Annotated in this window: 22 protein-coding genes, 4 tRNA genes and 1 pseudogene; 20 read left to right on the top strand and 7 right to left on the bottom strand. The window is 68.5% G+C overall.

What is annotated here, in order from left to right; translation table 11 throughout:
- Positions 1-14: 14 nt before the first annotated feature.
- The 4 genes from AB4Z01_RS24130 (at position 15) to AB4Z01_RS24115 (ending at position 3,903) form a co-directional block, all read left to right on the top strand.
- Entirely contained in the window at positions 15-287 is a 273-nt protein-coding gene (locus tag AB4Z01_RS24130; protein ID WP_441698314.1) for a type II toxin-antitoxin system TacA family antitoxin, read from the top strand.
- Positions 284-802, top strand: a complete 519-nt coding sequence (locus tag AB4Z01_RS24125; RefSeq protein ID WP_441698312.1) for a GNAT family N-acetyltransferase — start codon at positions 284-286, stop codon at positions 800-802. Before AB4Z01_RS24130 ends, AB4Z01_RS24125 begins: the two co-directional genes overlap by 4 nt.
- 210 nt (positions 803-1,012) lie before the next feature.
- On the top strand, positions 1,013-2,506 hold the full coding sequence (locus AB4Z01_RS24120; RefSeq protein ID WP_441698310.1) for a mannitol dehydrogenase family protein: 1,494 nt from the start codon (positions 1,013-1,015) through the stop codon (positions 2,504-2,506).
- A gap of 170 nt (positions 2,507-2,676) precedes the next feature.
- The gene (locus AB4Z01_RS24115; RefSeq protein ID WP_441698308.1) at positions 2,677-3,903 is read left to right on the top strand and encodes an MFS transporter; all 1,227 of its coding nucleotides are present in this window, start codon (positions 2,677-2,679) and stop codon (positions 3,901-3,903) included.
- A 49-nt stretch (positions 3,904-3,952) separates the two neighbouring features.
- On the opposite strand, the gene AB4Z01_RS24110 is transcribed toward AB4Z01_RS24115, so the two are convergent.
- The 4 genes from AB4Z01_RS24110 to AB4Z01_RS24095 are packed head-to-tail and all read right to left on the bottom strand — an operon-like array spanning position 3,953 to position 7,534.
- Positions 3,953-4,831: a TauD/TfdA dioxygenase family protein gene (locus tag AB4Z01_RS24110; RefSeq protein WP_441698307.1), complete on the bottom strand. Its 879-nt coding sequence runs from the start codon at positions 4,829-4,831 to the stop codon at positions 3,953-3,955.
- Positions 4,832-4,856: 25 nt separating this feature from the next.
- Positions 4,857-5,708 carry an ABC transporter permease gene (locus AB4Z01_RS24105; protein WP_441698305.1) on the bottom strand — a complete coding sequence of 284 codons (852 nt, stop codon included), beginning with the start codon at positions 5,706-5,708 and terminating at the stop codon, positions 4,857-4,859.
- Complete coding sequence (locus AB4Z01_RS24100; RefSeq protein ID WP_441698303.1) at positions 5,701-6,525, bottom strand: ABC transporter ATP-binding protein; 825 nt, start codon at positions 6,523-6,525, stop codon at positions 5,701-5,703. Before AB4Z01_RS24100 ends, AB4Z01_RS24105 begins: the two co-directional genes overlap by 8 nt.
- A gap of 1 nt (position 6,526) precedes the next feature.
- Entirely contained in the window at positions 6,527-7,534 is a 1,008-nt protein-coding gene (locus AB4Z01_RS24095) for an ABC transporter substrate-binding protein (protein WP_441698301.1), read from the bottom strand.
- Between the two features lie 392 nt (positions 7,535-7,926).
- Here AB4Z01_RS24095 and AB4Z01_RS24090 point away from each other — a divergent pair, with 392 nt between their 5' ends.
- Both AB4Z01_RS24090 and AB4Z01_RS24085 read left to right on the top strand, forming a co-directional pair.
- Complete coding sequence (locus AB4Z01_RS24090) at positions 7,927-8,235, top strand: hypothetical protein (protein WP_441698300.1); 309 nt, start codon at positions 7,927-7,929, stop codon at positions 8,233-8,235.
- A 91-nt stretch (positions 8,236-8,326) separates the two neighbouring features.
- Positions 8,327-8,402, top strand: a tRNA-Ile gene (locus AB4Z01_RS24085).
- A gap of 172 nt (positions 8,403-8,574) precedes the next feature.
- On the opposite strand, the gene AB4Z01_RS24080 is transcribed toward AB4Z01_RS24085, so the two are convergent.
- The 3 genes from AB4Z01_RS24080 to rlmB all read right to left on the bottom strand — a co-directional run bounded on the left by AB4Z01_RS24080 (position 8,575) and on the right by rlmB (position 10,181).
- Positions 8,575-8,988 carry a type II toxin-antitoxin system VapC family toxin gene (locus AB4Z01_RS24080; protein ID WP_441698298.1) on the bottom strand — a complete coding sequence of 138 codons (414 nt, stop codon included), beginning with the start codon at positions 8,986-8,988 and terminating at the stop codon, positions 8,575-8,577.
- Positions 8,985-9,230, bottom strand: coding sequence for a type II toxin-antitoxin system Phd/YefM family antitoxin (locus tag AB4Z01_RS24075; RefSeq protein ID WP_441698296.1), 246 nt, complete (start codon positions 9,228-9,230; stop codon positions 8,985-8,987). Before AB4Z01_RS24075 ends, AB4Z01_RS24080 begins: the two co-directional genes overlap by 4 nt.
- A gap of 66 nt (positions 9,231-9,296) precedes the next feature.
- Positions 9,297-10,181, bottom strand: a complete 885-nt coding sequence (gene rlmB / locus AB4Z01_RS24070) for a 23S rRNA (guanosine(2251)-2'-O)-methyltransferase RlmB (RefSeq protein WP_441698294.1) — start codon at positions 10,179-10,181, stop codon at positions 9,297-9,299.
- 128 nt (positions 10,182-10,309) lie between these two features.
- Between rlmB and AB4Z01_RS24065 the strand changes: the two genes are divergently transcribed.
- The 14 genes and pseudogenes from AB4Z01_RS24065 (at position 10,310) to rpoB (ending at position 22,740) form a co-directional block, all read left to right on the top strand.
- Positions 10,310-10,394 (top strand) — tRNA-Tyr (locus AB4Z01_RS24065).
- A gap of 56 nt (positions 10,395-10,450) precedes the next feature.
- A tRNA-Gly gene (locus AB4Z01_RS24060) sits at positions 10,451-10,524 on the top strand.
- A 49-nt stretch (positions 10,525-10,573) separates the two neighbouring features.
- Positions 10,574-11,637, top strand: a pseudogene (locus AB4Z01_RS24055) (elongation factor Tu).
- An 84-nt stretch (positions 11,638-11,721) separates the two neighbouring features.
- Positions 11,722-13,200 carry a MocR-like pyridoxine biosynthesis transcription factor PdxR gene (gene pdxR / locus AB4Z01_RS24050; RefSeq protein WP_441698292.1) on the top strand — a complete coding sequence of 493 codons (1,479 nt, stop codon included), beginning with the start codon at positions 11,722-11,724 and terminating at the stop codon, positions 13,198-13,200.
- 154 nt (positions 13,201-13,354) lie between these two features.
- Positions 13,355-14,287: a pyridoxal 5'-phosphate synthase lyase subunit PdxS gene (gene pdxS, locus AB4Z01_RS24045; RefSeq protein WP_441698290.1), complete on the top strand. Its 933-nt coding sequence runs from the start codon at positions 13,355-13,357 to the stop codon at positions 14,285-14,287.
- Entirely contained in the window at positions 14,281-14,904 is a 624-nt protein-coding gene (pdxT, locus tag AB4Z01_RS24040; protein WP_441698288.1) for a pyridoxal 5'-phosphate synthase glutaminase subunit PdxT, read from the top strand. Before pdxS ends, pdxT begins: the two co-directional genes overlap by 7 nt.
- 129 nt (positions 14,905-15,033) lie before the next feature.
- Positions 15,034-15,109: transfer RNA gene (locus tag AB4Z01_RS24035), tRNA-Trp, on the top strand.
- Positions 15,110-15,141: 32 nt separating this feature from the next.
- Positions 15,142-15,339 (top strand): preprotein translocase subunit SecE, encoded by a 198-nt coding sequence (secE, locus tag AB4Z01_RS24030; protein WP_429227160.1) that lies wholly within the window; start codon positions 15,142-15,144, stop codon positions 15,337-15,339.
- A 3-nt stretch (positions 15,340-15,342) separates the two neighbouring features.
- Entirely contained in the window at positions 15,343-15,876 is a 534-nt protein-coding gene (nusG, locus tag AB4Z01_RS24025; RefSeq protein ID WP_441698286.1) for a transcription termination/antitermination protein NusG, read from the top strand.
- A gap of 148 nt (positions 15,877-16,024) precedes the next feature.
- Positions 16,025-16,456 carry a 50S ribosomal protein L11 gene (gene rplK / locus AB4Z01_RS24020; protein ID WP_429227162.1) on the top strand — a complete coding sequence of 144 codons (432 nt, stop codon included), beginning with the start codon at positions 16,025-16,027 and terminating at the stop codon, positions 16,454-16,456.
- A gap of 5 nt (positions 16,457-16,461) precedes the next feature.
- Positions 16,462-17,169, top strand: coding sequence for a 50S ribosomal protein L1 (gene rplA / locus AB4Z01_RS24015; RefSeq protein WP_441698284.1), 708 nt, complete (start codon positions 16,462-16,464; stop codon positions 17,167-17,169).
- A 308-nt stretch (positions 17,170-17,477) separates the two neighbouring features.
- On the top strand, positions 17,478-17,996 hold the full coding sequence (rplJ, locus tag AB4Z01_RS24010) for a 50S ribosomal protein L10 (protein WP_441698282.1): 519 nt from the start codon (positions 17,478-17,480) through the stop codon (positions 17,994-17,996).
- 52 nt (positions 17,997-18,048) lie between these two features.
- Complete coding sequence (gene rplL, locus AB4Z01_RS24005) at positions 18,049-18,423, top strand: 50S ribosomal protein L7/L12 (RefSeq protein WP_441698281.1); 375 nt, start codon at positions 18,049-18,051, stop codon at positions 18,421-18,423.
- Between the two features lie 126 nt (positions 18,424-18,549).
- On the top strand, positions 18,550-22,740 hold the full coding sequence (gene rpoB / locus AB4Z01_RS24000) for a DNA-directed RNA polymerase subunit beta (protein WP_441698279.1): 4,191 nt from the start codon (positions 18,550-18,552) through the stop codon (positions 22,738-22,740).
- The last annotated feature ends 21 nt before the right edge of the window (positions 22,741-22,761 follow it).

Genomic DNA, 22,761 nt, shown 5'->3' with positions numbered 1-22,761 from the left:
AAGGAGACTCTCCAATGTCCTCGGAAGCCAAGTCAGAGCGGATCGAAGTTCGGGCGACCCCGGCCATGAAGGCGTTGCTGCAGAGCGCCGCGGCCTCGTCGCACAAGAACGTCACCGAGTTCCTGCTGGAAGCCGGCCTCGCTGCCGCCGAAATGACGATGGCCGACCGACGCGTCTTCCGGCTCGACGATGAGCGCTGGGCAGCCTTCCAGGAAGCGCTCGACCGCCCGGTGACTGCCAAGCCGCGTCTCAAGAAGCTGCTGGACAGGAAGAGCGTGCTCGAGTGAGCGCGAGGCGTTACGGCCCTGTCGAGAAGCTCGACGCCATTCACGAGTTTGACGACTTCGATTGCGGACAGGACCCGCTCAACCGTTTCTTGATCCGCTTCGCCCTCACCAACCAAAAGGCTGACAGCGCCCAGACCTATTGCGTCTGCCGGAGCGGGGAAAGGCGTGTCGTCGGCTATTACAGCCTGACCGTGGGAGCGGTGGATCGCGCTGAGGCGCCCTCGCGCACGGTCAAGGGACTGCCACGGCATCCGGTGCCAGTGATGCTGCTGGCAAGACTCGCCGTCGACACATCGGAGCAGGGCAACGGCCTCGGCAAGGCCTTGCTCAAGGACGCGCTGCTGCGCACGGCTCAGGCGGCAGAGATCGCAGGCATCCGCGCCTTTCTCGTCCATGCCAAGGACGAGGCAGCGCGCGCTTTCTACGAACGTTTCGATTTCGAGCCGTCACCGGTCGATCCTTTTCAACTGTTTCTGTTGATGAAGGACGTGCGGGCGGCTCTCCAGGTGGAATGACGGTGGGAGTTGGCCAAGCCGTCCGTCTCGTTCGGCCCGACGGGCACGCCTGCCAGATGTTGCCGCATCCAAAACTGCCATACTAGGATCGCAGCGGGATTCGAGAGGTTGTGTCCGGCATCGATCGGCGCTACCGCAGGGAAGATGAGACAAGGGAAGGGCGCCGCCGATGCTGCTTCGTGATCACTCCGGCCGTCAGGAACTCGGCGCATGACCAGCTCCTCGCGGCGGCTTGGTACGGCCGCCCTGGCCGGGCTGCCGGCATCGGTGGCGCGGCCGGGCTATGACCGCGATGCGGTCGCCACCGGCATCGTCCATCTCGGCATCGGCGCTTTCCATCGCGCCCATCAGGCGGTCTGCACCGACGACGTGCTGGCGGCGGGCGACCGGCGCTGGGGCATCCTCGGCGCCAGCCTGCGCAGCCCGGACACGCGCGACGCGCTGGTGCCGCAGGACGGGCTCTATACCCTGTCGGTCCGCGACAGCGACGGCGAGGCGCTGCGCGTCATCGGCGCCGTCCGCGACGTGCTGGTGGCGCCGGAGAACCCGGCGGCGCTGCTGGACGCGCTGTGCCGGCCCTCGGTTGCCATCGCCAGCCTGACCGTGACCGAGAAGGGCTATTGCCACGACCCGGCCACCGGCCGGCTGGACGAGAGCCATCCCGACATCGTCCACGACCTGGCCCATCCCGAGGCGCCGCGCTCCGCCGTCGGCATCCTGGCCCGGGCGATCGCCCGCCGCCGGGCGGAGGGGCTGGCGCCCTTCACCCCGCTGTGCTGCGACAACCTGCCGGCCAATGGCCGCACCCTGCACCGCATCCTGTCGCGCTTCGCCGCGCTGGTCTCGCCCGATCTCGGTGCCTATGTCGAGGGTGAGATCGCCTGCCCGGAGACCATGGTCGACCGCATCGTGCCGGCCACCACGAACGAGGATCGCGCGCGGATGGCCGCCGCGCTCGGGGTCGAGGATGCTTGGCCGGTCGTCACCGAGCCCTTCCTGCAATGGGTGATCGAGGACCGTTTCCTGTCCGGCCGCCCGGCCTGGGAAGCAGCGGGGGCGACGCTGGTGTCCGAGGTCGCGCCCTATGAGACGATGAAGCTGCGGCTGCTCAACGGCAGCCACTCCTCGCTGGCCTATCTCGGTTATCTTTCCGGCTGCGAGACGGTGGCGGCGGCGATGGCGGAGCCGGGCATCGCCGCCTTCGTCGAAGCGCTGATGGAGGACTCCACCCCGACCCTGACCCTGCCGCCCGGCGCCGATGTCGCGGGCTACAAGCGCTCGCTGATCGACCGCTTCCGCAACAGGGCTTTGAAGCACCGCACCTGGCAGATCGCCATGGACGGGACGCAGAAGCTGCCGCAGCGGCTGCTCGGCACCGTCCGCGACCGGCTGGCCCGCGGCCTGCCGGTCGACCGCCACGCCCTCGGCGTCGCTGCCTGGATGCGCTATGTCGCCGGCACCGACGAGGCCGGCAAGCCGATCGACGTCCGCGACCCGCTGGCAGCCGACCTCGCCGCGATCGCGCGTGAGGCCGGGCCGGTGGCGGAGCGGCTGGCGCCGGCGCTGCTCGGCGTCCGCGCCGTGTTCGGCGACGACCTGCCGGGCGAGCCAAAGCTCCGCGCCGCGGTGACCCGCGCCCTCGACGCTCTGTATCGCCAGGGCGCCAAGGCGACGGCCGCTTCCTATGCTCGGCTGGAGGGCTGACGACCGGCCCGGGGCGGTCTCTCTCGCCGAATACCTTACCAGGAGGTAAAATATTTTCGGCCGGGATGTCGATTCCCGGCCGGCCCGTTCGTCTTCAGCATGAGAGCCGGCGTTCCGGAGCGGGATGGGCCCCTCCGGAAGCGATCCGGCGCCATGCGGAAGAGGCCCCTATGTCGCAACCGCGGACGGACAATCCCTATCGCTGGGTCATCATCGGTGTCGGCGCGCTCATGACCTGCGTCGGCATCGGCGCGATGTTCTCGCTGGCGATCTTCCTGCAGCCGATGGCGGCCGACACCGGCTGGAGCCGCGCCGGCATCTCCAGCGCCATGACCCTGAACTTCCTGGTCATGGGCGTGGCCGGCTTCGCCTGGGGCACGCTCAGCGACCGGCTCGGCCCCCGGATCGTCGTGCTCAGCGGCGCGGCGCTGCTGGGCCTGGCCCTGGTCCTGGCCAGCCATGCCACCACGCTGGCCGCGTTCCAGCTGACCTACGGCACGCTCGTGGGATTGGCGGCCGGCGCCTTCTTCGCCCCGATGGTGGCCGCCGCCACCGGCTGGTTCAGCAGCCATCGCGCTTTGGCCGTGTCGCTGGTATCGGCGGGTATCGGCGTGGCGCCGATGACGGTCTCGCCCTTCGCCGCCTGGCTGGTGGCGGCCTATGACTGGCGGACGGCGATGATGGTGATCGGCATCGCCGCCTGGGTCCTGCTGCTGCCGGCCGGGCTGCTGGTGCGCCGCCCGCCTGCCGCAATCGGCGATGCCGCGGCCCCGGCGCCGTCCGGCAAGATCGGCGACATGTCGGCGGGAAGCGCCTTCCGCACGCCGCAATTCGCGGTCCTCGCGGCAACCTTCTTCCTGTGCTGCGCCGCCCATTCCGGGCCGATCTTCCACATGGTCAGCTACGCCATCACCTGCGGCATCGCACCGCTGGCCGCCGTCACCATCTACAGCGTCGAGGGGCTGGCCGGACTCGGCGGGCGGCTGCTGCTCGGCGTCCTGGCCGACCGCCTCGGCGTCAAGCGTGTGCTGGTGGCCGGGCTGCTGCTGCAGGCGGTCGTCATCGTCGCCTATCTGTTCGTCGGCAATCTCGGCGAGTTCTATCTGCTGGCCGCGATCTTCGGCACCGCCTATGGCGGCGTGATGCCGCTCTACGCCGTGCTGGCGCGCGAGTATTTCGGCCAAGCCGCGATGGGCACCGTGTTCGGCGCGGTGACCATGGCCTCCAGCATCGGCATGGCGCTCGGCCCCCTGGCCGGCGGCTGGGTGTTCGACACCTTCGCCGCTTATCACTGGCTCTATATCGGGTCGTTCGCGGTCGGGCTCGGCGCCGTCGCCATCGCGCTGGTCTTCCCGCCCCTGCCATCGCGGCGAAGCCCGCAGCTTCAGCCGGCGTGAGCGTCCGGCGCGCCGTCCCCGTCCTGCGATGGGGACGGCGCAGCCGTCTTCAGGCTGCCGCCCGGTCGCGCGGGCCGATCGGGCGGTCGCCCTTCACCGTGGTCCGGTACAGGGTGCGGGCCAGGTGCGGCGGGCAGCCGGTGGCCAGGTGGATGGTGGCGCGGTTGTCCCAGAACACCAGGTCATGCGCTTGCCAGCGGTGCCGGTACTGGAACTGCGGCTGGATCATGTGTGCGAACAGCCGGCGCAGCAGCGCGTCGCTCTGCGGCCGCTCCAGCTCGGTGATATGGGTGGTGAAGCCCTCATTGACGAACAGCGCCTTGCGGCYGGTGGCGGGATGGATCCGCACCACCGGGTGGGTCACCGGCGGCACGGTCTTGGCCTGGTCCGCGGTCAGGCCGGGCCGCAGCGAGCTCTTGGCCTGCTGCGCCACGTTGCGGGCGCTGTAGTCGTGCACGGCCGTCAGGCCTTCGATCTGCGCCTTTGTGGCGTCGTCCAGCGCGTCATAGGCCGCGGCCATGCTGACGAACAGCGTGTCGCCCTCGACCGGCGGCAGCGTCTGGGCGTGCAGCAGCGACCCCAGGCTCGGCTCGGCCTTGTAGGACAGGTCAGAATGCCAGTAGCGGCCGGCATCGGCCAGGCCCAACGGCTTGCCGTCCTCCCGCGTCTCGTTCGAGACGATCAGGATCTCCGGGTGCCCGGCCAGGTGGAAATGGTGCTGCACATGGATCTCCAGCTCGCCGAAGCGGCGGCTGAAATCGATGTGCTGCTCAGGCGTGATCCGCTGGTCGCGGAACACCACGACCGAGTTCGCCTCGAACAGCGACTTAACCCGGGCGAAGGTGGTGTCGTCCGGCGGGGTGGCGAGGTCGAGCCCGGAGATCTCGAGGCCCAGCAGCCCGGACAAAGGACGGGTGGTGAAGGACATGGCGGCGTTTCCGTTTCCGTCGAACTCAGGGGTTCTGCGTGCCCCAGCGCTCGACGGTGAGCCGGGACAGGGTGCGGAACAAGAGGCTTTCGACCAGCAGGCCGATCAGGATGATGGCCAGGAGGCCGGCGAAGACATTGGCCGTCTCCAACTGGTTGCGGTTGACGTAGATGAACCAGCCCAGCCCGCCGGAGCGGGATGAGACGCCGAACACCAGCTCGGCGGCAATCAGGGTGCGCCAGGCGAAGGCCCAGCCGATCTTCAGCCCGGCCAGGATCGCCGGGAAGGCGGCCGGCACCAGGATCCGGGTGACATAGGCGGCGCCGCCGAGGCCGAGATTCTGCCCGACCATGGCCAGCGGCCGCGGCACGGCGCGGAAGCCGGAATGCGCGGCCAGCGCCAGCGGCCACAGCACCGAATGAACGATCACGAACAGCAGGCTGGGCGTGCCCAGGCCGAACCACAGCAGGGCGATCGGCAGCAGGGCGATGGCCGGCAGCGGGTTGAACATCGCGGTCAGGGTCGACAGCAGCTCGGCGCCCAGGCGGCTGGCGGTGGCCAGCCCGGCCAGGACCGCCGCCGCGACCACGCCGATGGCGTAGCCCGCCACCAGCACCTGCAGCGAGGCCAGGGTGCGCAGCGGCAGCTCGCCGCTGGCCACGCCCTCGCCGAAGGCGGTGAGGGTGGTCAGGAAGCCGGGCAGCAGCAGCGGGCTGCCGACGAGGCGGGCTGTGATCTCCCACACGGCAGCCAGCGCCGCCAGGATCAGGACGCGGCGCCAGGCACCGGTGCCGATCCAGCGCCGCACGGGCGCCGCCTCGGCCTTGGCCGGGCGCAGCGGCGACCCGGCCTGCAGCAGGCCCTGATAGTCAACCATCGGCCGTCTCCGAATGGCCGATCTGGTCGGCGATCAGCCCGCCGATCCGGGCCTCCAGCGCCGCGAAGGCCGGGTCGCCCCGGTCCGGGCCGCGGCCGCCCGGCAGGTCGATCACGGCGCGGATCCGGCCGGGATGCGCGGTCATCACCACGATCCGGCTGCCGACCACGATCGCCTCGTCGATCGCATGGGTGACGAAGATGGTGGTGACGCCGGTGTCCTCGCACAGCGCCAGCAACTCCTCCTGCATCCGGCGCCGGGTCATGGCGTCCAGCGCGGCGAAGGGCTCGTCCATCAGCAGCACTTCGGGCCGCAATACCAGGGCGCGGGCGATGGCGACGCGCTGCTTCATGCCGCCCGACAGGGTGCTCGGATACTGGTCGGCGACGCGGGCCAGGCCGACGCGTTGCAGCATGTCGTCGGCGATCGCCTCGGCCTCGGCCCGGCGGGTGCGCCTGGCCCAGGACAGGGCCGCGATCAGGTTGCGCCGCACCGTCAGCCAGGGCAGCAGCTGTTCGAAATCCTGCAGCACCATCATCCGGTCGGGCCCGGGGCGCGACACCGGCCGGCCGTCCAGCAGCACCCGGCCGGCGGCGGGCGGCAGGAAGCCGCCGATGCTCTTCAGCAGGCTCGACTTGCCGCAGCCGGACGGGCCGAGCAGCACCAGCCGCTCGCCGCGGCGGATCTCCAGGCTGACATCCTCGACCGCCGTCACCGTCCGGCCGTCGACGACGTAAGACAGGGTGACGCCCTCCACCTGCAGGGCAAGGGCCTCGGTCGCGGCATCAGGGACCCGGGCGAGGGCAGGGGCCACCATCTCAGCTGCCCTGGCGGTCATGCAGCGGCGGGAAGAACAGGTCGCGCCAATCGGTCGTGGTGGTCTTGATTTGGCCGATGCGGTGCTGGAACTCGACGAATTTCAGGATGTTCTCGGGCGCCACGGTGTAGCGCGTGTCCGGGGCGGTGATCAGCGCTTCGACGAAGGCCTCCGGCAGCTTCGAGGATTCGGCCGCGATGTACAGCTTCGCCGCCTCGGCCGGATGGGCCTGGATGAACTGGTCGGCGCGGTCTAGCGCGGTGACGATCGCCGCCACCGTCTTCGGGTTCTCGTCGTAGAAGGCGCCGGTGGCGTAGATCACGTTGAAGGTGTGCGGCCCGCCCAGCACGTCGAAGCTGCTCAGCACCCGATGGATCTTCGAATCCTGCAGCTGCTGGTTCTGGAACGGCGGGGCGCCGAAATTGGCGGTGACCTCGGCGCTGCCGGACAGCAGGGCCGCGGTCGCGTCCGGATGCGCCATGCTCACGGTCAGGTCGTCCAGCTTCGTCGCCTGGTCCTCGCCGAAGGCCTGGGCCGCCGCCATCTGCAGCACCACCGCCTGGAACCCGACCTTCACCGCCGGCAGGGCGATCCGGTCCTTGTCGGTGAAGTCGGCCAGCGACTTCACCTGCGGGTTGCTGGTGGTCAGGTAGATCGGCATCGAGCCCAGCGAGGCGATGCCCTTGACGTCGATCGACCCGCGGGTCTTGGCCCACAGCGTGATCGCCGGCGGGGCCCCGGCCGCGGCGACGTCCAGGCTGYCGGACAGCAGGGCCTCGTTCATCGCCGCACCACCGCTGACCTGGATCCACTCGATCTCCGGCGCCGGCAGCCCGGCCTCGGTGACCGCCGCCTCGATCAGCTTCTGCTGCTTGGCCACGATCATCGGCAGGTAGGAGATGCCGAACTGTTGCGCGATCCGCAGCGTGTCGGTCTCGGCCTGCGCTGCCGGGGCGGCCAGAGCGAGCAGCGTCGCGGCGGCGACGAGGAAGGAAAGGCTGGGGCGCATGGCGGCGGTCTCTGGCTGGGCGGCAATAGGACGAAGATTTGGGTGAAAGCAGAAAATATCAATCCATTTAGTTTGTGTTATATGTTATATAGCTAGATGGATTTGTGATTTTATGTCGACCGGCCCGGCTACGGACTTCCGTCTCGATCCTGAACCGATCCCGTTCGGATCCGTAACGAAGATTAAATCCGACAATAGAGTCGCCGAAATCGCGCGCCGACGACGCGGCGTGTTCTTCGGGTGAAAGGAAGAGGTCTCGGCCCGTTCCCAAATATATCTTGAGACGAGACGGGCCGAGGCGCATCGTTATTTGTGCGGTGCCGATGATTCGGCAGTCGGTTGCCTCTGCGCCGCACCGCCCGACGGCGCTCCATCGATCGGAAGGAGATCCGATGGACATCGTGACGTTGATCATCCAGCTCGTGGCAGGTGCGGTCGGCGGCAATGTGGCCGGCGCCGCGGTCAAGCAGTACAGCCTCGGCACGGTCGGCAACTCCATCGCCGGCATCGTCGGCGGCGGCATCGGCGGCCAGATCCTGACGGCGATCATCCCGGCCCTAGGCGCGGCGGCGGCAGGCGGCAGCCTCGATATCGGCGCGATCATCGGCCAGATCGTCGGCGGCGGCGTCGGCGGCGGCGTGCTGATGGTCATCGTCGGCATCATCAAGCAGATGATGGCCGGCGGGCAGAAGGCACAGTAGCCCGGTCTGCGGCGCCCGGCCCATCCCCACCCGGCCGGGCGCCGCAATCGGCTTCCCCGCGCCGGCGCCGCTTGCTAGAAGGGCGCCGGACGGGCCTGTAGTTCAGCGGTTAGAACCCGCCGCTCATAACGGTGTTGTCGCAGGTTCGAATCCTGCCGGGCCCACCACGCTTCGCCCTTCGGGCTACGCGTGGCGCAGCCACGCGGAGGCCGTTTAGGGCGAAGCAGTGTCCGGCGTAGCTGGAGCGAAGCGAAAGCGAAGACGGACTGGGGCGTGTCATGTCCGGCTCTCGTTTTTCGCCCTTACGGGCTTCGCGTGGCGCAGCCATGGGCATCTTTCCTATCGTCCCGCATCGATGACAGCCACGTGCCCGGCCGCGCCATAGGCGAGCAGAGCGCCGTCGGCGGTCAGCAGCGGCAAGCCCAGATGCCGCGCCGTGGCGACGATCATGCGATCGGCCGGATCGGCGTGCATGTCGCCTGGCAGCCGGACACTGTCGACGGCGATGGCCGGCAGCAGCGGGGCCAACCGGACACCCGGCAGCGCCAGGGCGGCATCGATCCAGGCGCCGACCTCGCGTCCCAGCGCCAAACGACCCTTCTGTGCCAGCATGGCGATCTCCCAGGGCGTGATGGCGGCTAAGGTCAGCCCATTCGCCCGAGCCGCCGACTCCACCGTGTTGCGGGCTGCGGGACCGAGCCGCTCGTCATCCTGCACGGCCCAGATCAGCACATGGGTGTCGGCAACGATCACGCGCCGGCGCTCCAGTCCGACGGATCCGCCGCCGGGCCGAAGGGATCGTCGTAGCGCAGCACAGTTCCACGCAACGCACCGACGATGCCGGGATGATCCGTCTCTGTGGGTGCCGGCGACAGCACGGCCACCGGTCGGCCACGCTTGGTGATCGTCACCGGCCGATGGTCCGTCGCGACCTGTTCGATGACGCGCAGGCAAGAGGCCTTGAACTCGGCGGCCCCCATCGTCTTGGCATCCATGGTGTCCATCTCAAGCTACCATATGGACACATTATGTGGTCATATAGGTGCGGCCGACAAGAAGGCTCAGCTCCCACGTGCCGCCTCATACAGTGCGATCGCGGCGGCGTTGGAGACGTTCAGGCTGCCGATCGGGCCCTGGGTCGACAGCTTGGCCAGCACGTCGCAGGTCTCGCGCGTCAGGTGGCGCAAACCCTCGCCCTCGGCGCCCAGCACCAGCGCCACCCGGTCGCCCTGCATCGCCTCGGCCAGCGACGTCTCGCCCTCCTCGGCCAGGCCGATCCGGTGGAAGCCCAGTTCGCCGAGGGATTCGAGGGCCCGGGCCAGGTTCTTCACCCGGGTCAGGGCCACGTGCTCGACCGCGCCCGACGCCGCCTTGGCCATCACCCCGGTGACCTCCGGCGTGTTGCGGTCGGTGACGATGACGGCCAACGCCCCGAAGGCGGCGGCGGAGCGCAGGATGGCGCCGATGTTGTGCGGGTCGGTCACCTGGTCCAGCACCACCACCACGCTGCGCCCCTGCGTCGCGTCGCGCAGCTCCGCCTCGCGGCCGAGATCGTCGATGTCCGGCGCGTCCAGCGGCTTGACCTCGATCGCGATGCCCTGGTGCACGGCGCCTTTGAGGAAGCGGTCCATCAGGGCGCGGTCGACGATCTCCGGCGCCGGGCGGTCGATGCCGGCCTCGGCCGCCTGTGCCAGCGCGTCGGAGAGATTCGCCAACCCGGCCTCGGTGCATTGCACCCGGGTGATCTCCCGCTCCGGATTCAGGATCGCGGCGACGGCGGCGTGGACGCCGTAGAGGTAGCGGTCGGGCTCGCGCGCCGGCGGCCGTCCGTCGGGGGCGCGGCCGCCCGGGCCGCGCTGATCCGGGCGCTGGCCCTGGTGTGGACCGGACCGCGAGGCGTGAGGCGGCGCGGCGTGGGGCGGGCGGTTCTGGGGTGTGCGGGTCATCGCCGTCCTGTGCGCTGTGAGGCGGGCGGGGTCAAGTTTACGATTTTCGCATCACGCATGCTTGACTTCCGCGCAGGGATGTCGATATTCCGCCCCGCCATTCGCCGAGCCGTGCGGCGAAGCCCTTTGGAGGGGTGGCCGAGTGGTTAAAGGCAGCAGACTGTAAATCTGCCCGCATAGCGTACGCTGGTTCGAATCCAGCCCCCTCCACCAAAGCCCGCTTGGCTTCGATGTCACGGTCGAGGACATGGCGCGTCCCGGACCACCGGGCGGGTGTAGCTCAATGGTAGAGCAGCAGCCTTCCAAGCTGAATACGAGGGTTCGATTCCCTTCACCCGCTCCAGTCCGAGGATCCACAGGTCCCAACCGCGAACGAATTAGGGTTCCAGAGAATGGCGAAGGCGAAGTTTGAGCGGACGAAGCCGCACTGCAACATCGGCACGATCGGTCACGTGGACCATGGCAAGACGTCGCTGACGGCGGCGATCACGAAGGTGTTGGCGGAGACGGGCGGGGCGACGTTCACGGCGTACGACCAGATCGACAAGGCGCCGGAAGAGAAGGCGCGCGGGATCACGATCTCGACGGCGCATGTGGAGTACGAGACGGCGAACCGCCACTACGCGCATGTGGACTGCCCGGGCCACGCCGACTACGTGAAGAACATGATCACGGGCGCGGCGCAGATGGACGGGGCGATCCTGGTGGTGTCGGCGGCCGACGGCCCGATGCCGCAGACCCGCGAGCACATCCTGCTGGCCCGCCAGGTCGGCGTTCCGGCGCTGGTGGTGTTCCTGAACAAGGTCGACATGGTCGACGATCCGGAGCTGCTGGAGCTGGTCGAGCTCGAGGTGCGCGAGCTGCTGAGCTCGTACGACTTCCCTGGCGACGACATTCCGATCGTGCCGGGCTCGGCGCTGGTGGCGCTGGAGGATGGCGACAAGAAGCTGGGCCACGACGCGATCCTGGAGCTGATGGCTCGGGTGGACGCGTACATCCCGCAGCCGGAGCGTCCGAAGGACAAGCCGTTCCTGATGCCGATCGAGGACGTGTTCTCGATCTCGGGCCGCGGCACGGTGGTGACGGGCCGGATCGAGCGCGGGATCGTGAAGGTGGGTGAGGAAATCGAGATCGTCGGTCTGAAGCCGACGGTGAAGACGACCTGCACCGGCGTCGAGATGTTCCGCAAGCTCTTGGACCAGGGCTGACGAAGGAAGAGGGCGGCCGTCACACGCCGTTCTTCACCAACTACCGTCCGCAGTTCTACTTCCGGACGACGGATGTGACCGGTGTGGTGGAGCTGCCGGAAGGCACCGAGATGGTGATGCCGGGCGACAACATCTCGATGAAGGTGACGCTGATCGCGCCGATCGCGATGGATGAAGGCCTGCGCTTCGCCATCCGCGAAGGCGGCCGCACCGTCGGCGCCGGCGTCGTCGCCTCCATCATCAAGTAATCCGGCTGCCGCGCCTGCGGCATCCGATCGCGACAAGCGGAAGGGCGGGGATCTCCCCGCCCTTTCGTCGTTTAGGATGGGCCCATGGTGATCCGTCTCGACCGCGACGCGCCGCTGCAGACCCAGCTCTACGATCAGCTCAAGGCGTCGATCCTGAGCGGCGCCACGGCGCCGGGCACCCGGCTGCCGTCCTCTCGCGCTCTCGCCGACCAGTTCGCGATCGCGCGCAACACCGTGCTGCAGGCCTATGAGCAGCTGCTGGCCGAGGGCTATCTCGAAAGCCGGCCGGGCGCCGGCACCTTCGTCGGCGCGGCGCTGCCGGCCGAGCCCGCGCCACGCCCCGCGGCCGCCGCGATCCCGGCCGAGGCGCATCGCGCACCCCGGCTGTCGCGCTACAGCGAGCGGCTGCGCGGCCTCGACATCGACAGCCTGACCCGCCGCGGCGGCCTGCGCTACAGCTTCCACTACGGCACCGTCAGCGCCGCCGACTTCCCGGCCGACATCTGGCGCCGGCTGCTGCTGCGCGAGATCCGCCGCCGCGCCGGCAAGCCCTACCTCTACGAGAACCCGCAAGGCCTGCCGGAGCTGCGGGCCGCACTGTCCGACTATCTCGGCCGGGCCCGGGCGGTGCGGGCGCGGCCGGAGCAGATCCTGATCGTCAACGGCTCGCAGCAGGCGGTCGACCTGGCCCTGCGCGTGCTGGTCGACCCCGGCGACACCGTGGTGGTCGAGGATCCGGGCTACAGCGGCGCCCGGCTGGCGGTGGAGGCGATCGGCGCCCGGCTGCTGCCGGTGCCGGTCGATGCCGATGGGCTGGACACCACCCAACTGCCGCCGCCCGAAGTGGGCGCCCGGCTGGCCCATGTCACCCCCGGCCACCAGTTCCCGACCGGCGGGGTGATGCCGGCAGCGCGCCGCCTGGCCCTCCTGGACTGGGCCGAACGCGGCGGCACCTATGTGTTCGAGGACGATTACGACAGCGAATACCGCTACGAGGGCCGGCCGGTCGAATCGCTGCAGGCGCTCGACCGCGCCGGGCTGGTGATCTACTCCGGCACCGTCTCCAAGGTGCTCTCGCCCGGGCTGCGGCTCGGCTACATGGTGCTGCCGCCCGAGCTGGTGGAGCCGTTCCTGCGGGCCAAGCAGCTGACCGACCGGCACACCGCCTCGCTCGACCAGGCGGTGTTCGCCCATCTCATCCGCGACGGCCATTTCGAGCGCCACATCCGCCGCACCCGCCGCCGCAACCAGCGCCGCCGCGACGCGCTGGTGGCGGCGTTGACCTTGGCCTTCGGCCCGGCGGTGGCGATCGAGGGGGCGAGGGTCGGGCTGCATCTGGTGGTCCGCTTCCGCGACATCCCGGTCGCCCTGGCCGGCAGCGTCGCCGAAGCCGCGGCGCTGCGCTCGGTCGGCATCGTTCCGGCCGAGACCGGTGCGGCAGGGGCGGACAGTGGCGCCGGCTTCCTGATGGGCTACGCCGCGCTGGACGAGTCGGACATCCGCCAGGGCGTCGCCCTGCTGCGCGAAGTGGTGCAGTCCTTCCGCCGCGGCGGCGCAGTCTGACTGGACCCATTGTTTCGGAAGAAATCCGAACCCACCAATCGGGGAGTCGGTGCGGCTGGGTACGAATTGGCTCCGTGAAATTGCCGGTTCGGTGGATCTTCTCCGACCAGTGCCGGCGGCCTAGCGTTCGGGCGACTTCCTTCGGAGACAGCCCATGACCGCCAACGGCAGCAACGGAACCCATTCCCCGCAGGCCCTGCGCCTGAAGACCGGCTTGGCCGAGATGCTCAAGGGCGGCGTCATCATGGACGTCACCGATGCGCGCCAGGCCGAGATCGCCGAGCGTGCCGGCGCCGTCGCGGTGATGGCGCTGGAGCGGGTGCCGGCGCAGATCCGGGCCGAAGGCGGTGTCGCCCGCATGGCCTCGCCGGTCAAGATCCGCGAGATCATGGGCACGGTGTCGATCCCGGTGATGGCCAAGTGCCGCATCGGCCATTTCGCCGAGGCCCAGGTGCTGCAGTCGCTCGGCGTCGACTTCATCGATGAATCCGAGGTGCTGACCCCGGCCGACGAGGCGCATCACGTCGACAAGCAGGCCTTCGCCACCCCCTTCGTCTGCGGCGCCCGCAACCTGGGCGAGGCGCTGCGCCGGATCGCCGAGGGCGCGGCCATGATCCGCACGAAGGGCGAGGCCGGCACCGGCGACGTGGTCCATGCGGTACAGCATCTGCGCCAGATCAGCCGGGACATCCGCGGCCTGACCGTGCTGCGCCCGGAGGAGCTGTACGCCACGGCCAAGGAACTGGGCGCGCCGTATGAGCTGGTGCGGCTGGTGGCCGAGACCGGCCGGCTGCCGGTGCCGAATTTTTCCGCCGGCGGCATCGCCACCCCGGCGGATGCCGCGCTGGTGCGGCAGCTGGGGGCCGAGGCGGTGTTCGTCGGCTCCGGCATCTTCATGCAGGATTCGCAGACCTTCGCGGAGCCGGAGGAGGCCGAGCGCCGCGCCCGCGCCATCGTCCGTGCCACCACCCATTACGAGGACGCGGCGATCCTGGCCGAGGCCAGCGCTGAGTGCCAGGGCGCCATGAAGGGCTTGGCGGTGGCGGCGCTCGACCCCGCCCAGATGCTGCAGACCCGCGGATGGTGAGCGGGCAGGGCATGGGTGCCGGCGCGCCGCGCATCGGCGTGCTGGCGCTGCAGGGCGACTTCGAGGCCCATGCCCGGGCCGTGCGCGAGGCCGGCGCGGAGGCCGTCCCGGTGCGGCTGCCGGCCCATCTCGCCGGCCTGGCCGGTCTGGTGATCCCGGGCGGCGAGTCGAGCACGCTGCTCAAGCTGGCGGCGCGCGATGGGATGTTCGAGGCGCTCGGCCGCTTCGCCCGGGCGATGCCGGTGTTCGGCACCTGCGCCGGCTGCATCCTGCTGGCCCGCCGGGTGCTGCGGCCGGAGCAGGCGAGCCTCGGCGTGCTCGACGCCACGGTCGAGCGCAACGCCTATGGAAGGCAGATCGACTCGGCGATCCTGGAGACGCCGACCACGCTGCCCGGTGGGCCGCTGGAGTCGGTCTATATCCGGGCGCCGCGCATCGCCGCAATCGGTCCGGACGTCGAGGTGCTGGCGGAGCGGGACGGCGACCCGGTGCTGGTGCGCCAGGGCAGGCTGCTGGCCGCAACCTTCCATCCCGAGCTGTCCGCCGACCGGCGGGTGCACCGGCTGTTCCTGGACATCGCCACGGCCCCGGCGAGCGGGGCGGAGCGGGCGGCCTGAGAGAAATCCGACAGGGTTCCCGAACAGGGTGTTGATTCTGTCCGGCGCTTCCGCTAGAAGACCGTTCGCTCCGCGGTCAGGGCGGCGAGCGTGCCTCGCCGTGTTTCCTGAAGGTAGGGCGATCCCCGGAGGAGTGTAGCTCAATTGGTAGAGCGTCGGTCTCCAAAACCGAAGGCTGGGGGTTCGAGACCCTCCACTCCTGCCACGCCCGCCTCACCGGCGATTTGATTGGTAGACATGGCCAAGACCAGCCCCGTCCAGTTCTTCAGGCAGGTCCGGCAGGAGACCGCGAAGGTCACCTGGCCGACACGGAAGGAGACCGCGATCACCACCGGCATGGTGTTCGTGTTCGTCACTCTCATGTCGATCTTCTTCCTGCTGGTCGACTGGGTCGCCGGCTGGGCGGTGACCTCCGTTATCGGCATGGGGAGCTGACCCATGGCGACGCGTTGGTACGTGCTGCACGTCTATTCGAATTTCGAGAAGAAAGTCGCGGAGTCGATCCGCGAGCAGGCCGACCAGAAGGGCCTGTCCGATCATTTCGAGCAGATCGTGGTGCCGACCGAGGAGGTCGTCGAGATCCGCCGCGGCCAGAAGGTCAACACCGAGCGCAAGTTCTTCCCGGGCTACGTGCTGCTCAAGATGGAGCTGTCCGACCGGGCCTGGCATCTGGTCAAGAACACGCCGAAGGTCACCGGCTTCCTCGGGTCCGGCAACAAGCCGATCCCGATCAGCGAGACCGAGGCGATGCGGATCATGCAGCAGGTCCAGGAGGGCGTGGAGCGGCCGAAGCCGTCCATCACCTTCGAGATCGGCGAGACGGTGCGCGTGGCCGACGGTCCCTTCACCAGCTTCAACGGCGTGGTGGAGGAGGTGGACGAGGAGCGGTCGCGGCTCAAGGTCGCGGTCTCGATCTTCGGCCGTGCGACTCCGGTGGAGCTAGAGTACACGCAGGTCGAGAAAGTTTCGTGACGGTCCGCTGATCGTCGTCGGATACCCCGCACTGCAAGGCGCGGGGAAACGGTGCGGGAGATCCTCCCGGGAAGTCCTCCGGGGGTCGTGACCGCGCTTCCCAATCCCTCCGGTTCCGCCGGAGGGATCAGTTGTTGAGGGATATGAGATGGCAAAGAAGGTCGTAGGACAGATCAAGCTGCAGGTGCCCGCGGGCGCCGCCAACCCGTCGCCGCCGATCGGTCCGGCGCTGGGCCAGCGCGGTCTGAACATCATGGAGTTCTGCAAGGCGTTCAACGCGCTGACCCAGAATCTCGAGAAGGGGATGCCGATCCCGGTCGTGATCACGGCCTATGGCGATCGGACGTTCACCTTCGTCACCAAGACGCCGCCGAACACCTACTTCATCAAGAAGGCCGCGGGGCTCGACAAGGGCAGCCAGACGCCCGGCAAGGGCGCCACGGTCGGCAAGATCACGATGAAGCAGATCCGCGACATCGCCGAGATCAAGATGAAGGATCTCAACGCCAACGACGTCGACGCGGCTGCCCAGATGATCAAGGGCTCCGCCCGATCGATGGGCATCGAGGTGGTGGAGTAATCGGCATGGCCAAGATTTCCAAGCGCATGCGCGCCGTCACCAAGGGCCTGAACCCCGAGGCGACCTACGAGCTGGCCCAGGCCGTCAAGATGCTGAAGGCGTCGGCCACGGCGAAGTTCGACGAGACCGTCGAGATCGCGATGAATCTCGGCGTCGATCCGCGCCACGCCGACCAGATGGTCCGCGGCGTCGTCCAGCTGCCGAACGGCACCGGCAAGACCGTCCGCGTCCTGGTGTTCGCCCGCGGCGACAAGGCCGAGCAGGCCACGGCCGCCGGGGCCGATATCGTCGGCGCCGATGATCTCGCCAAGGAGATCCTCGAAGGCCGGATGGATTTCGACCGCTGCATCGCCACCCCGGACATGATGGGTGTGGTCGGTCGCCTCGGTAAGGTGCTGGGCCCGCGCGGCCTGATGCCGAACCCGAAGCTCGGCACCGTCACCCCGGACGTCGCCGGCGCGGTCAAGGCCGCCAAGGGCGGCGCCGTGGAGTTCCGGGCCGAGAAGGCGGGCATCATCCATGCCGGCGTCGGCAAGGCCAGCTTCACGGAAGAGGCGCTGGTCGGCAACATCCGCGCCTTCGTCGAGGCGATCCAGCGCGCCAAGCCCAGCGGGGCGAAGGGCACCTATCTCAAGAAGGTGACCGTCACCTCGACCATGGGCCCGGGCTACAAGCTGGATCTGCCGAAGCTGCACGAAGGCGCCGGCGCCTGAGGAATACGCTGCCCGGCAACGGGTGGCGGACAGGGTGGGGGCTTCGGCCCTGCCCGAACCTGTCCGAGACTGCAGGGGCGTCGCAAGGCGCTTAAAACCCACCTGCATAGACGGGAGTCGAACCCAATCAACGGCGGCGGCCGGGCTTCGGCCCGGGCGCCGCGCGGGGCTTGGACTTCTGGGACAGGAGAGCGGATCGGCACCGGACCCAACCTCATCTCGAGGGCGGGCCCAAGGACCGGTCCAGTGTGGACTGGGGTCCCCTTCCGGCAGCAGCCGGGGCGGGATCCCGACAACGGAGGCGATCCGTGAACCGAACACAAAAGACCGAGAAGATCGCCGCGCTGCAGGAGTCGTTCCGGACGGCGTACACGGTCGTCGTCACCCGCCAAGGCGGGATGACGGTGGCCGAGTCGACCGATCTCCGGCGGCAAATGCTCGCGGCGGGGGCCTCGTTCCGCGTGACTAAGAACCGGCTCGCCCGCATCGCCCTTCAGGGCACCCAGTTCGAGCATCTGGCCGACCTGTTCACCGGCCCGACCGCTATCGCGTTCTCTCAGGACGCGGTCGCGGCGGCGAAGGTGGCGGTCGAATACGCCAAGAAGAACGAGAAGCTGCAGATCATCGGCGGCGGTCTCGGTCCTCAGCTGCTCGATCAGAAGGGTGTCGAGGCTCTCGCTGCGCTGCCGTCGCTGGACGAGCTGCGCGCGAGGCTGGTGGGCATGATCCAGACTCCGGCGACGCGTATCGCTGGTGTTCTGCAGGCTCCGGCCGGGCAGCTTGCCCGCGTCTTCGGGGCCTATGCCAAGAAGGACGAGGCGGCATAGAGCCGCACCTGTTGAATCCGTACCCAGAAGACCCAAGTTTTAGGAGAACGAAATGGCTGATCTTGCAAAGCTGGTCGACGATCTGTCGAGCCTGACGGTCCTTGAGGCCGCCGAGCTGTCGAAGCTGCTCGAGGAGAAGTGGGGCGTGTCCGCCGCTGCTCCCGCCGCGGCTGCGGCTGCTCCGGTCGCCGCTGCTGCCGCTCCGGCGGAAGAGCAGACCGAGTTCAACGTCATCCTGACGGAGACCGGCGACAAGAAGATCAACGTGATCAAGGAGGTCCGTGCGATCACCGGCCTCGGCCTCAAGGAGGCCAAGGACCTCGTCGAAGGCGCGCCCAAGCCCGTCAAGGAAGGCGTGTCGAAGGACGAGGCCGCCAAGATCAAGAAGCAGCTGGAAGAAGCCGGCGCCAAGGTCGACGTCAAGTAAGACCCGCGTGGCACTTCAGGCTGTTTTGTCGTTGTAGTCCGGGCGCGGCCGATCCCTCGGGGTCGGCCGCGAACGGGCGTTTGTGTTCCGTACCTGTTCGGCATTTGTTGGAAACGAGGGGCTCACATGGCTCAGACCTTCACCGGCCGTAAGCGCGTCCGCAAGAGTTTCGGGCGGATTCCCGAGGTCGCCCAAATGCCAAACCTGATCGAGGTGCAGCGCAGCTCCTACGATCAGTTCCTGCAGATGAACATCAAGCCGGCGGCCCGGGCCGTGGTCGGCCTGCAGGAGGTGTTCCGGTCGGTGTTCCCGATCAAGGACTTCTCTGAACGCGCCGAGCTCGATTTTGTTTCGTATGAGCTGGAAGAGCCGAAATACGACGTCGASGAGTGCCRGCAGCGGGGCATGACCTTCGCTGCGCCGCTCAAGGTGACGCTGCGCCTGACCGTGTTCGATGTCGAGGAGGATACGGGCCTGCGCTCGATCCGCGACATCAAGGAGCAGGACGTCTACATGGGCGACATGCCGCTCATGACGGCGAACGGCACCTTCATCATCAACGGCACCGAGCGCGTCATCGTCTCGCAGATGCACCGCAGCCCCGGTGTGTTCTTCGACCATGACCGCGGCAAGACCCATTCCTCGGGCAAGTACCTGTTCGCCGCCCGCGTCATCCCCTATCGCGGCTCCTGGCTCGACTTCGAGTTCGATGCCAAGGACCACATGTATGTCCGCATCGACCGCCGCCGCAAGCTGCCGACCACGACCCTGCTGATGGCGTTGGATTCGGCCGAGACCGCCGCGCTGCGCCAGGCACGGGCGAAGGATGGCCGCGGCCTGCAGCCCTATGAGGCGCAGGGCATGAGCCGGGAGGAGATCCTCAGCTTCTTCTACGACGGCGTCGCCTACACGCGCGTCAAGGACGGCTGGAAGACCGCCTTCGACGGCGAGCGCCTGAAGGGCGTCAAGCTGACGGCCGATCTGGTCGACGCCGCCTCGGGCGAGGTGGTGGCCCCGGTAGACACCAAGATGACGCCGCGCGCCATCAAGAAGCTGGTCGAGCAGGGCGTCACCGAGATCCTGGTCCCGGCCGAGGACCTGGCCGGCCGCTACCTGGCCGGCGACGTGATCGACGAGAAGACCGGCGAGGTCTTCTTCGAGGCCGGCGACGAGGTCACCCAGGCCGTCCTCGACCTGTTCGAGGAGAAGGGCTTCGACACCCTGACCGTGCTCGCCATCGACCACGTCAATGTCGGCCCGTATGTCCGCAGCACCCTGGCGATCGACCGCAACGCCTCCCGCGAGGATGCGCTGATCGACATCTACCGGGTCATGCGCCCGGGCGAGCCGCCGACGCTGGAGAGCGCCGAGGCGCTGTTCAATGGCCTGTTCTTCGACCAGGAGCGCTACGACCTCTCGGCCGTCGGCCGGGTGAAGATGAACGCGCGCCTGGGCTTCGAGACCGACGACCAGCTCCGCGTCCTGCGCAAGACCGACATCCTCGAGATCCTCAAGATCCTGGTCGGGCTGAAGGACGGCCGCGGCGAGATCGACGACATCGACAACCTCGGCAACCGCCGCGTCCGTTCGGTCGGCGAGCTGATGGAGAACCAGTACCGCGTCGGCCTGCTGCGCATGGAGCGCGCGATCCGCGAGCGCATGTCGTCGGTCGACATTGACACGATCATGCCGCACGACCTGATCAACGCGAAGCCGGCGGCGGCGGCGGTGCGGGAGTTCTTCGGCTCCTCGCAGCTCAGCCAGTTCATGGACCAGACCAACCCGCTGTCCGAGATCACGCACAAGCGGCGCCTCTCGGCCCTCGGGCCGGGCGGTCTGACCCGTGAGCGCGCGGGCTTCGAGGTGCGCGACGTGCACCCGACCCATTACGGCCGGATCTGCCCGATCGAGACGCCGGAAGGCCCGAACATCGGCCTGATCAACTCGCTCGCGACCTATGCCCGGGTGAACAAGTACGGCTTCATCGAGAGCCCCTATCGTAAGATGGCGGACGGCCGCGTCACCAACGAGGTCATCTACCTCTCGGCGATGGAGGAGAGCCGCTACACCATCGCCCAGGCGAATGCCGAGCTGGACGCGGAAGGCCGCTTCGTCGGCGACCTCGTGTCGTGCCGGCAGGGCGGCGACTACATCATGTCGAAGCCGGAATCGATCGATCTGGTGGACGTCTCGCCGAAGCAGATCGTCTCGGTGGCCGCGGCGCTGATCCCGTTCCTCGAGAACGACGACGCCAACCGCGCGCTGATGGGCTCGAACATGCAGCGCCAGGCGGTGCCGCTGGTTCGTGCCGACGCGCCCCTGGTCGGCACCGGCATGGAGGGCACGGTCGCCCGTGACTCGGGCGTCACCATCGTCGCCCGCCGCGCTGGCGTGATCGACACGGTCGACGCCACCCGCGTCGTGGTGCGGGTGACCGACACCGAGGGCGCGGTCTCGACCGTCGACATCTACAACCTGCTGAAGTTCCAGCGCTCGAACCAGAGCACCTGCATCACCCAGCGGCCGCTGGTGAAGGTCGGCGACCGCGTGGCCAAGGGCGACATCATCGCCGACGGCCCGTCGACCGAACTCGGCGAGCTCGCGCTCGGCCGCAACGTGCTCGTCGCCTTCATGCCCTGGAACGGCTACAACTTCGAGGACTCGATCCTCATTTCCGAGCGCATCGTCAAGGACGACGTCTTCACCTCGATCCACATCGAGGAATTCGAGGTGATGGCGCGCGACACCAAGCTCGGTCAGGAAGAAATCACCCGCGACATCCCGAATGTTGGTGAAGAGGCGCTGCGCCATCTCGACGAGGCGGGCATCGTCTACATCGGCGCCGAGGTGAAGCCGGGCGACATCCTGGTCGGCAAGGTCACGCCGAAGGGCGAGAGCCCGATGACGCCGGAGGAGAAGCTGCTCCGCGCCATCTTCGGCGAGAAGGCGTCCGACGTCCGCGACACTTCGCTGCGCCTGCCGCCGGGTGTCACCGGCACGATCGTCGAGGTGCGGGTGTTCTCGCGCCGCGGCGTCGACAAGGATGAGCGCGCGTTGGCGATCGAGCGGGCCGAGATCGAGCGGCTGGCCAAGGACCGCGACAGCGAGCGCGCGATCCTGGAGCGCAGCTTCTTCGCCCGGTTGAGGGAGCTGCTGGTGGGGCAGACCTCGGTTTCCGGTCCGAAGGGCTTCGCCACCGGCGGCGAGATCGGCGAGGCGCAGCTGAAGGACTTCAGCCGCGGCCAGTGGCGCCAGATCACCATCGCCGACGAGGCGCGCATGGCCGATATCGAGGCCATGGGCCGTCACTTCGACGACCAGGTGAAGGCGCTGGAGGCCCGGTTCGACAACAAGGTCGAGAAGCTCCAGCGCGGCGACGAGCTGCCGCCCGGCGTGATGAAGATGGTCAAGATCTTCGTCGCGGTGAAGCGCAAGCTGCAGCCCGGCGACAAGATGGCCGGCCGCCACGGCAACAAGGGCGTCGTGTCCAAGATCATGCCGATCGAGGACATGCCGTATCTTGAGGACGGCACCCATGTCGACCTGGTGCTCAATCCGCTCGGCGTGCCCAGCCGCATGAATGTCGGCCAGATTCTGGAGACCCATCTCGGCTGGGCTGCGGCCGGTATCGGCCGCCAGATCGGCGAGGTCGTCGACCAGTACCAGGCCCAGGCCCGGCGCGGCGAGGACACCGGCAAGACGGTGAAGGTGCTGCAGGACAAGCTGCAGGACGTCTACGGCAGCGGCCAGTACGACGAGGACATCAAGGACATGTCCACGGACGAGATGGTCGAGATGGCCGGCAACCTGCGCAAGGGCGTGCCGATGGCGACGCCGGTGTTCGACGGCGCCCGCGAGGACGACATCGTCCACATGCTGGAGAAGGCCGGCCTGGCCTCCTCGGGCCAGGTGACGCTGCAGGACGGCCGGACCGGCGAGCAGTTCGCCCGCAAGGTGACCGTCGGCTACATCTACATGCTGAAGCTGCATCACCTGGTGGACGACAAGATCCACGCCCGGTCGATCGGCCCGTACAGCCTGGTCACCCAGCAGCCGCTGGGCGGCAAGGCCCAGTTCGGCGGCCAGCGCTTCGGCGAAATGGAGGTGTGGGCGCTCGAAGCCTACGGCGCGGCGTACACGCTGCAGGAGATGCTGACGGTGAAGTCGGACGACGTGTCCGGCCGCACCAAGGTCTACGAGGCGATCGTCCGCGGCGACGACAACTTCGAGGCCGGCATCCCCGAATCCTTCAACGTGCTGATGAAGGAACTGCGGTCGCTGGGCCTCAATGTCGAGCTCGAGCAGCGCAGCTTCTGATCCGTTTCCGGTGGCCGGTCC

Origin of the sequence: Inquilinus sp. YAF38 (assembly GCF_052113205.1) — a bacterium.
Lineage (GTDB): Bacteria > Pseudomonadota > Alphaproteobacteria > DSM-16000 > Inquilinaceae > Inquilinus.
The sequence above is the reverse complement of the archived record's forward strand: the minus strand, read 5'-3'. Positions and strand labels throughout refer to the sequence as shown.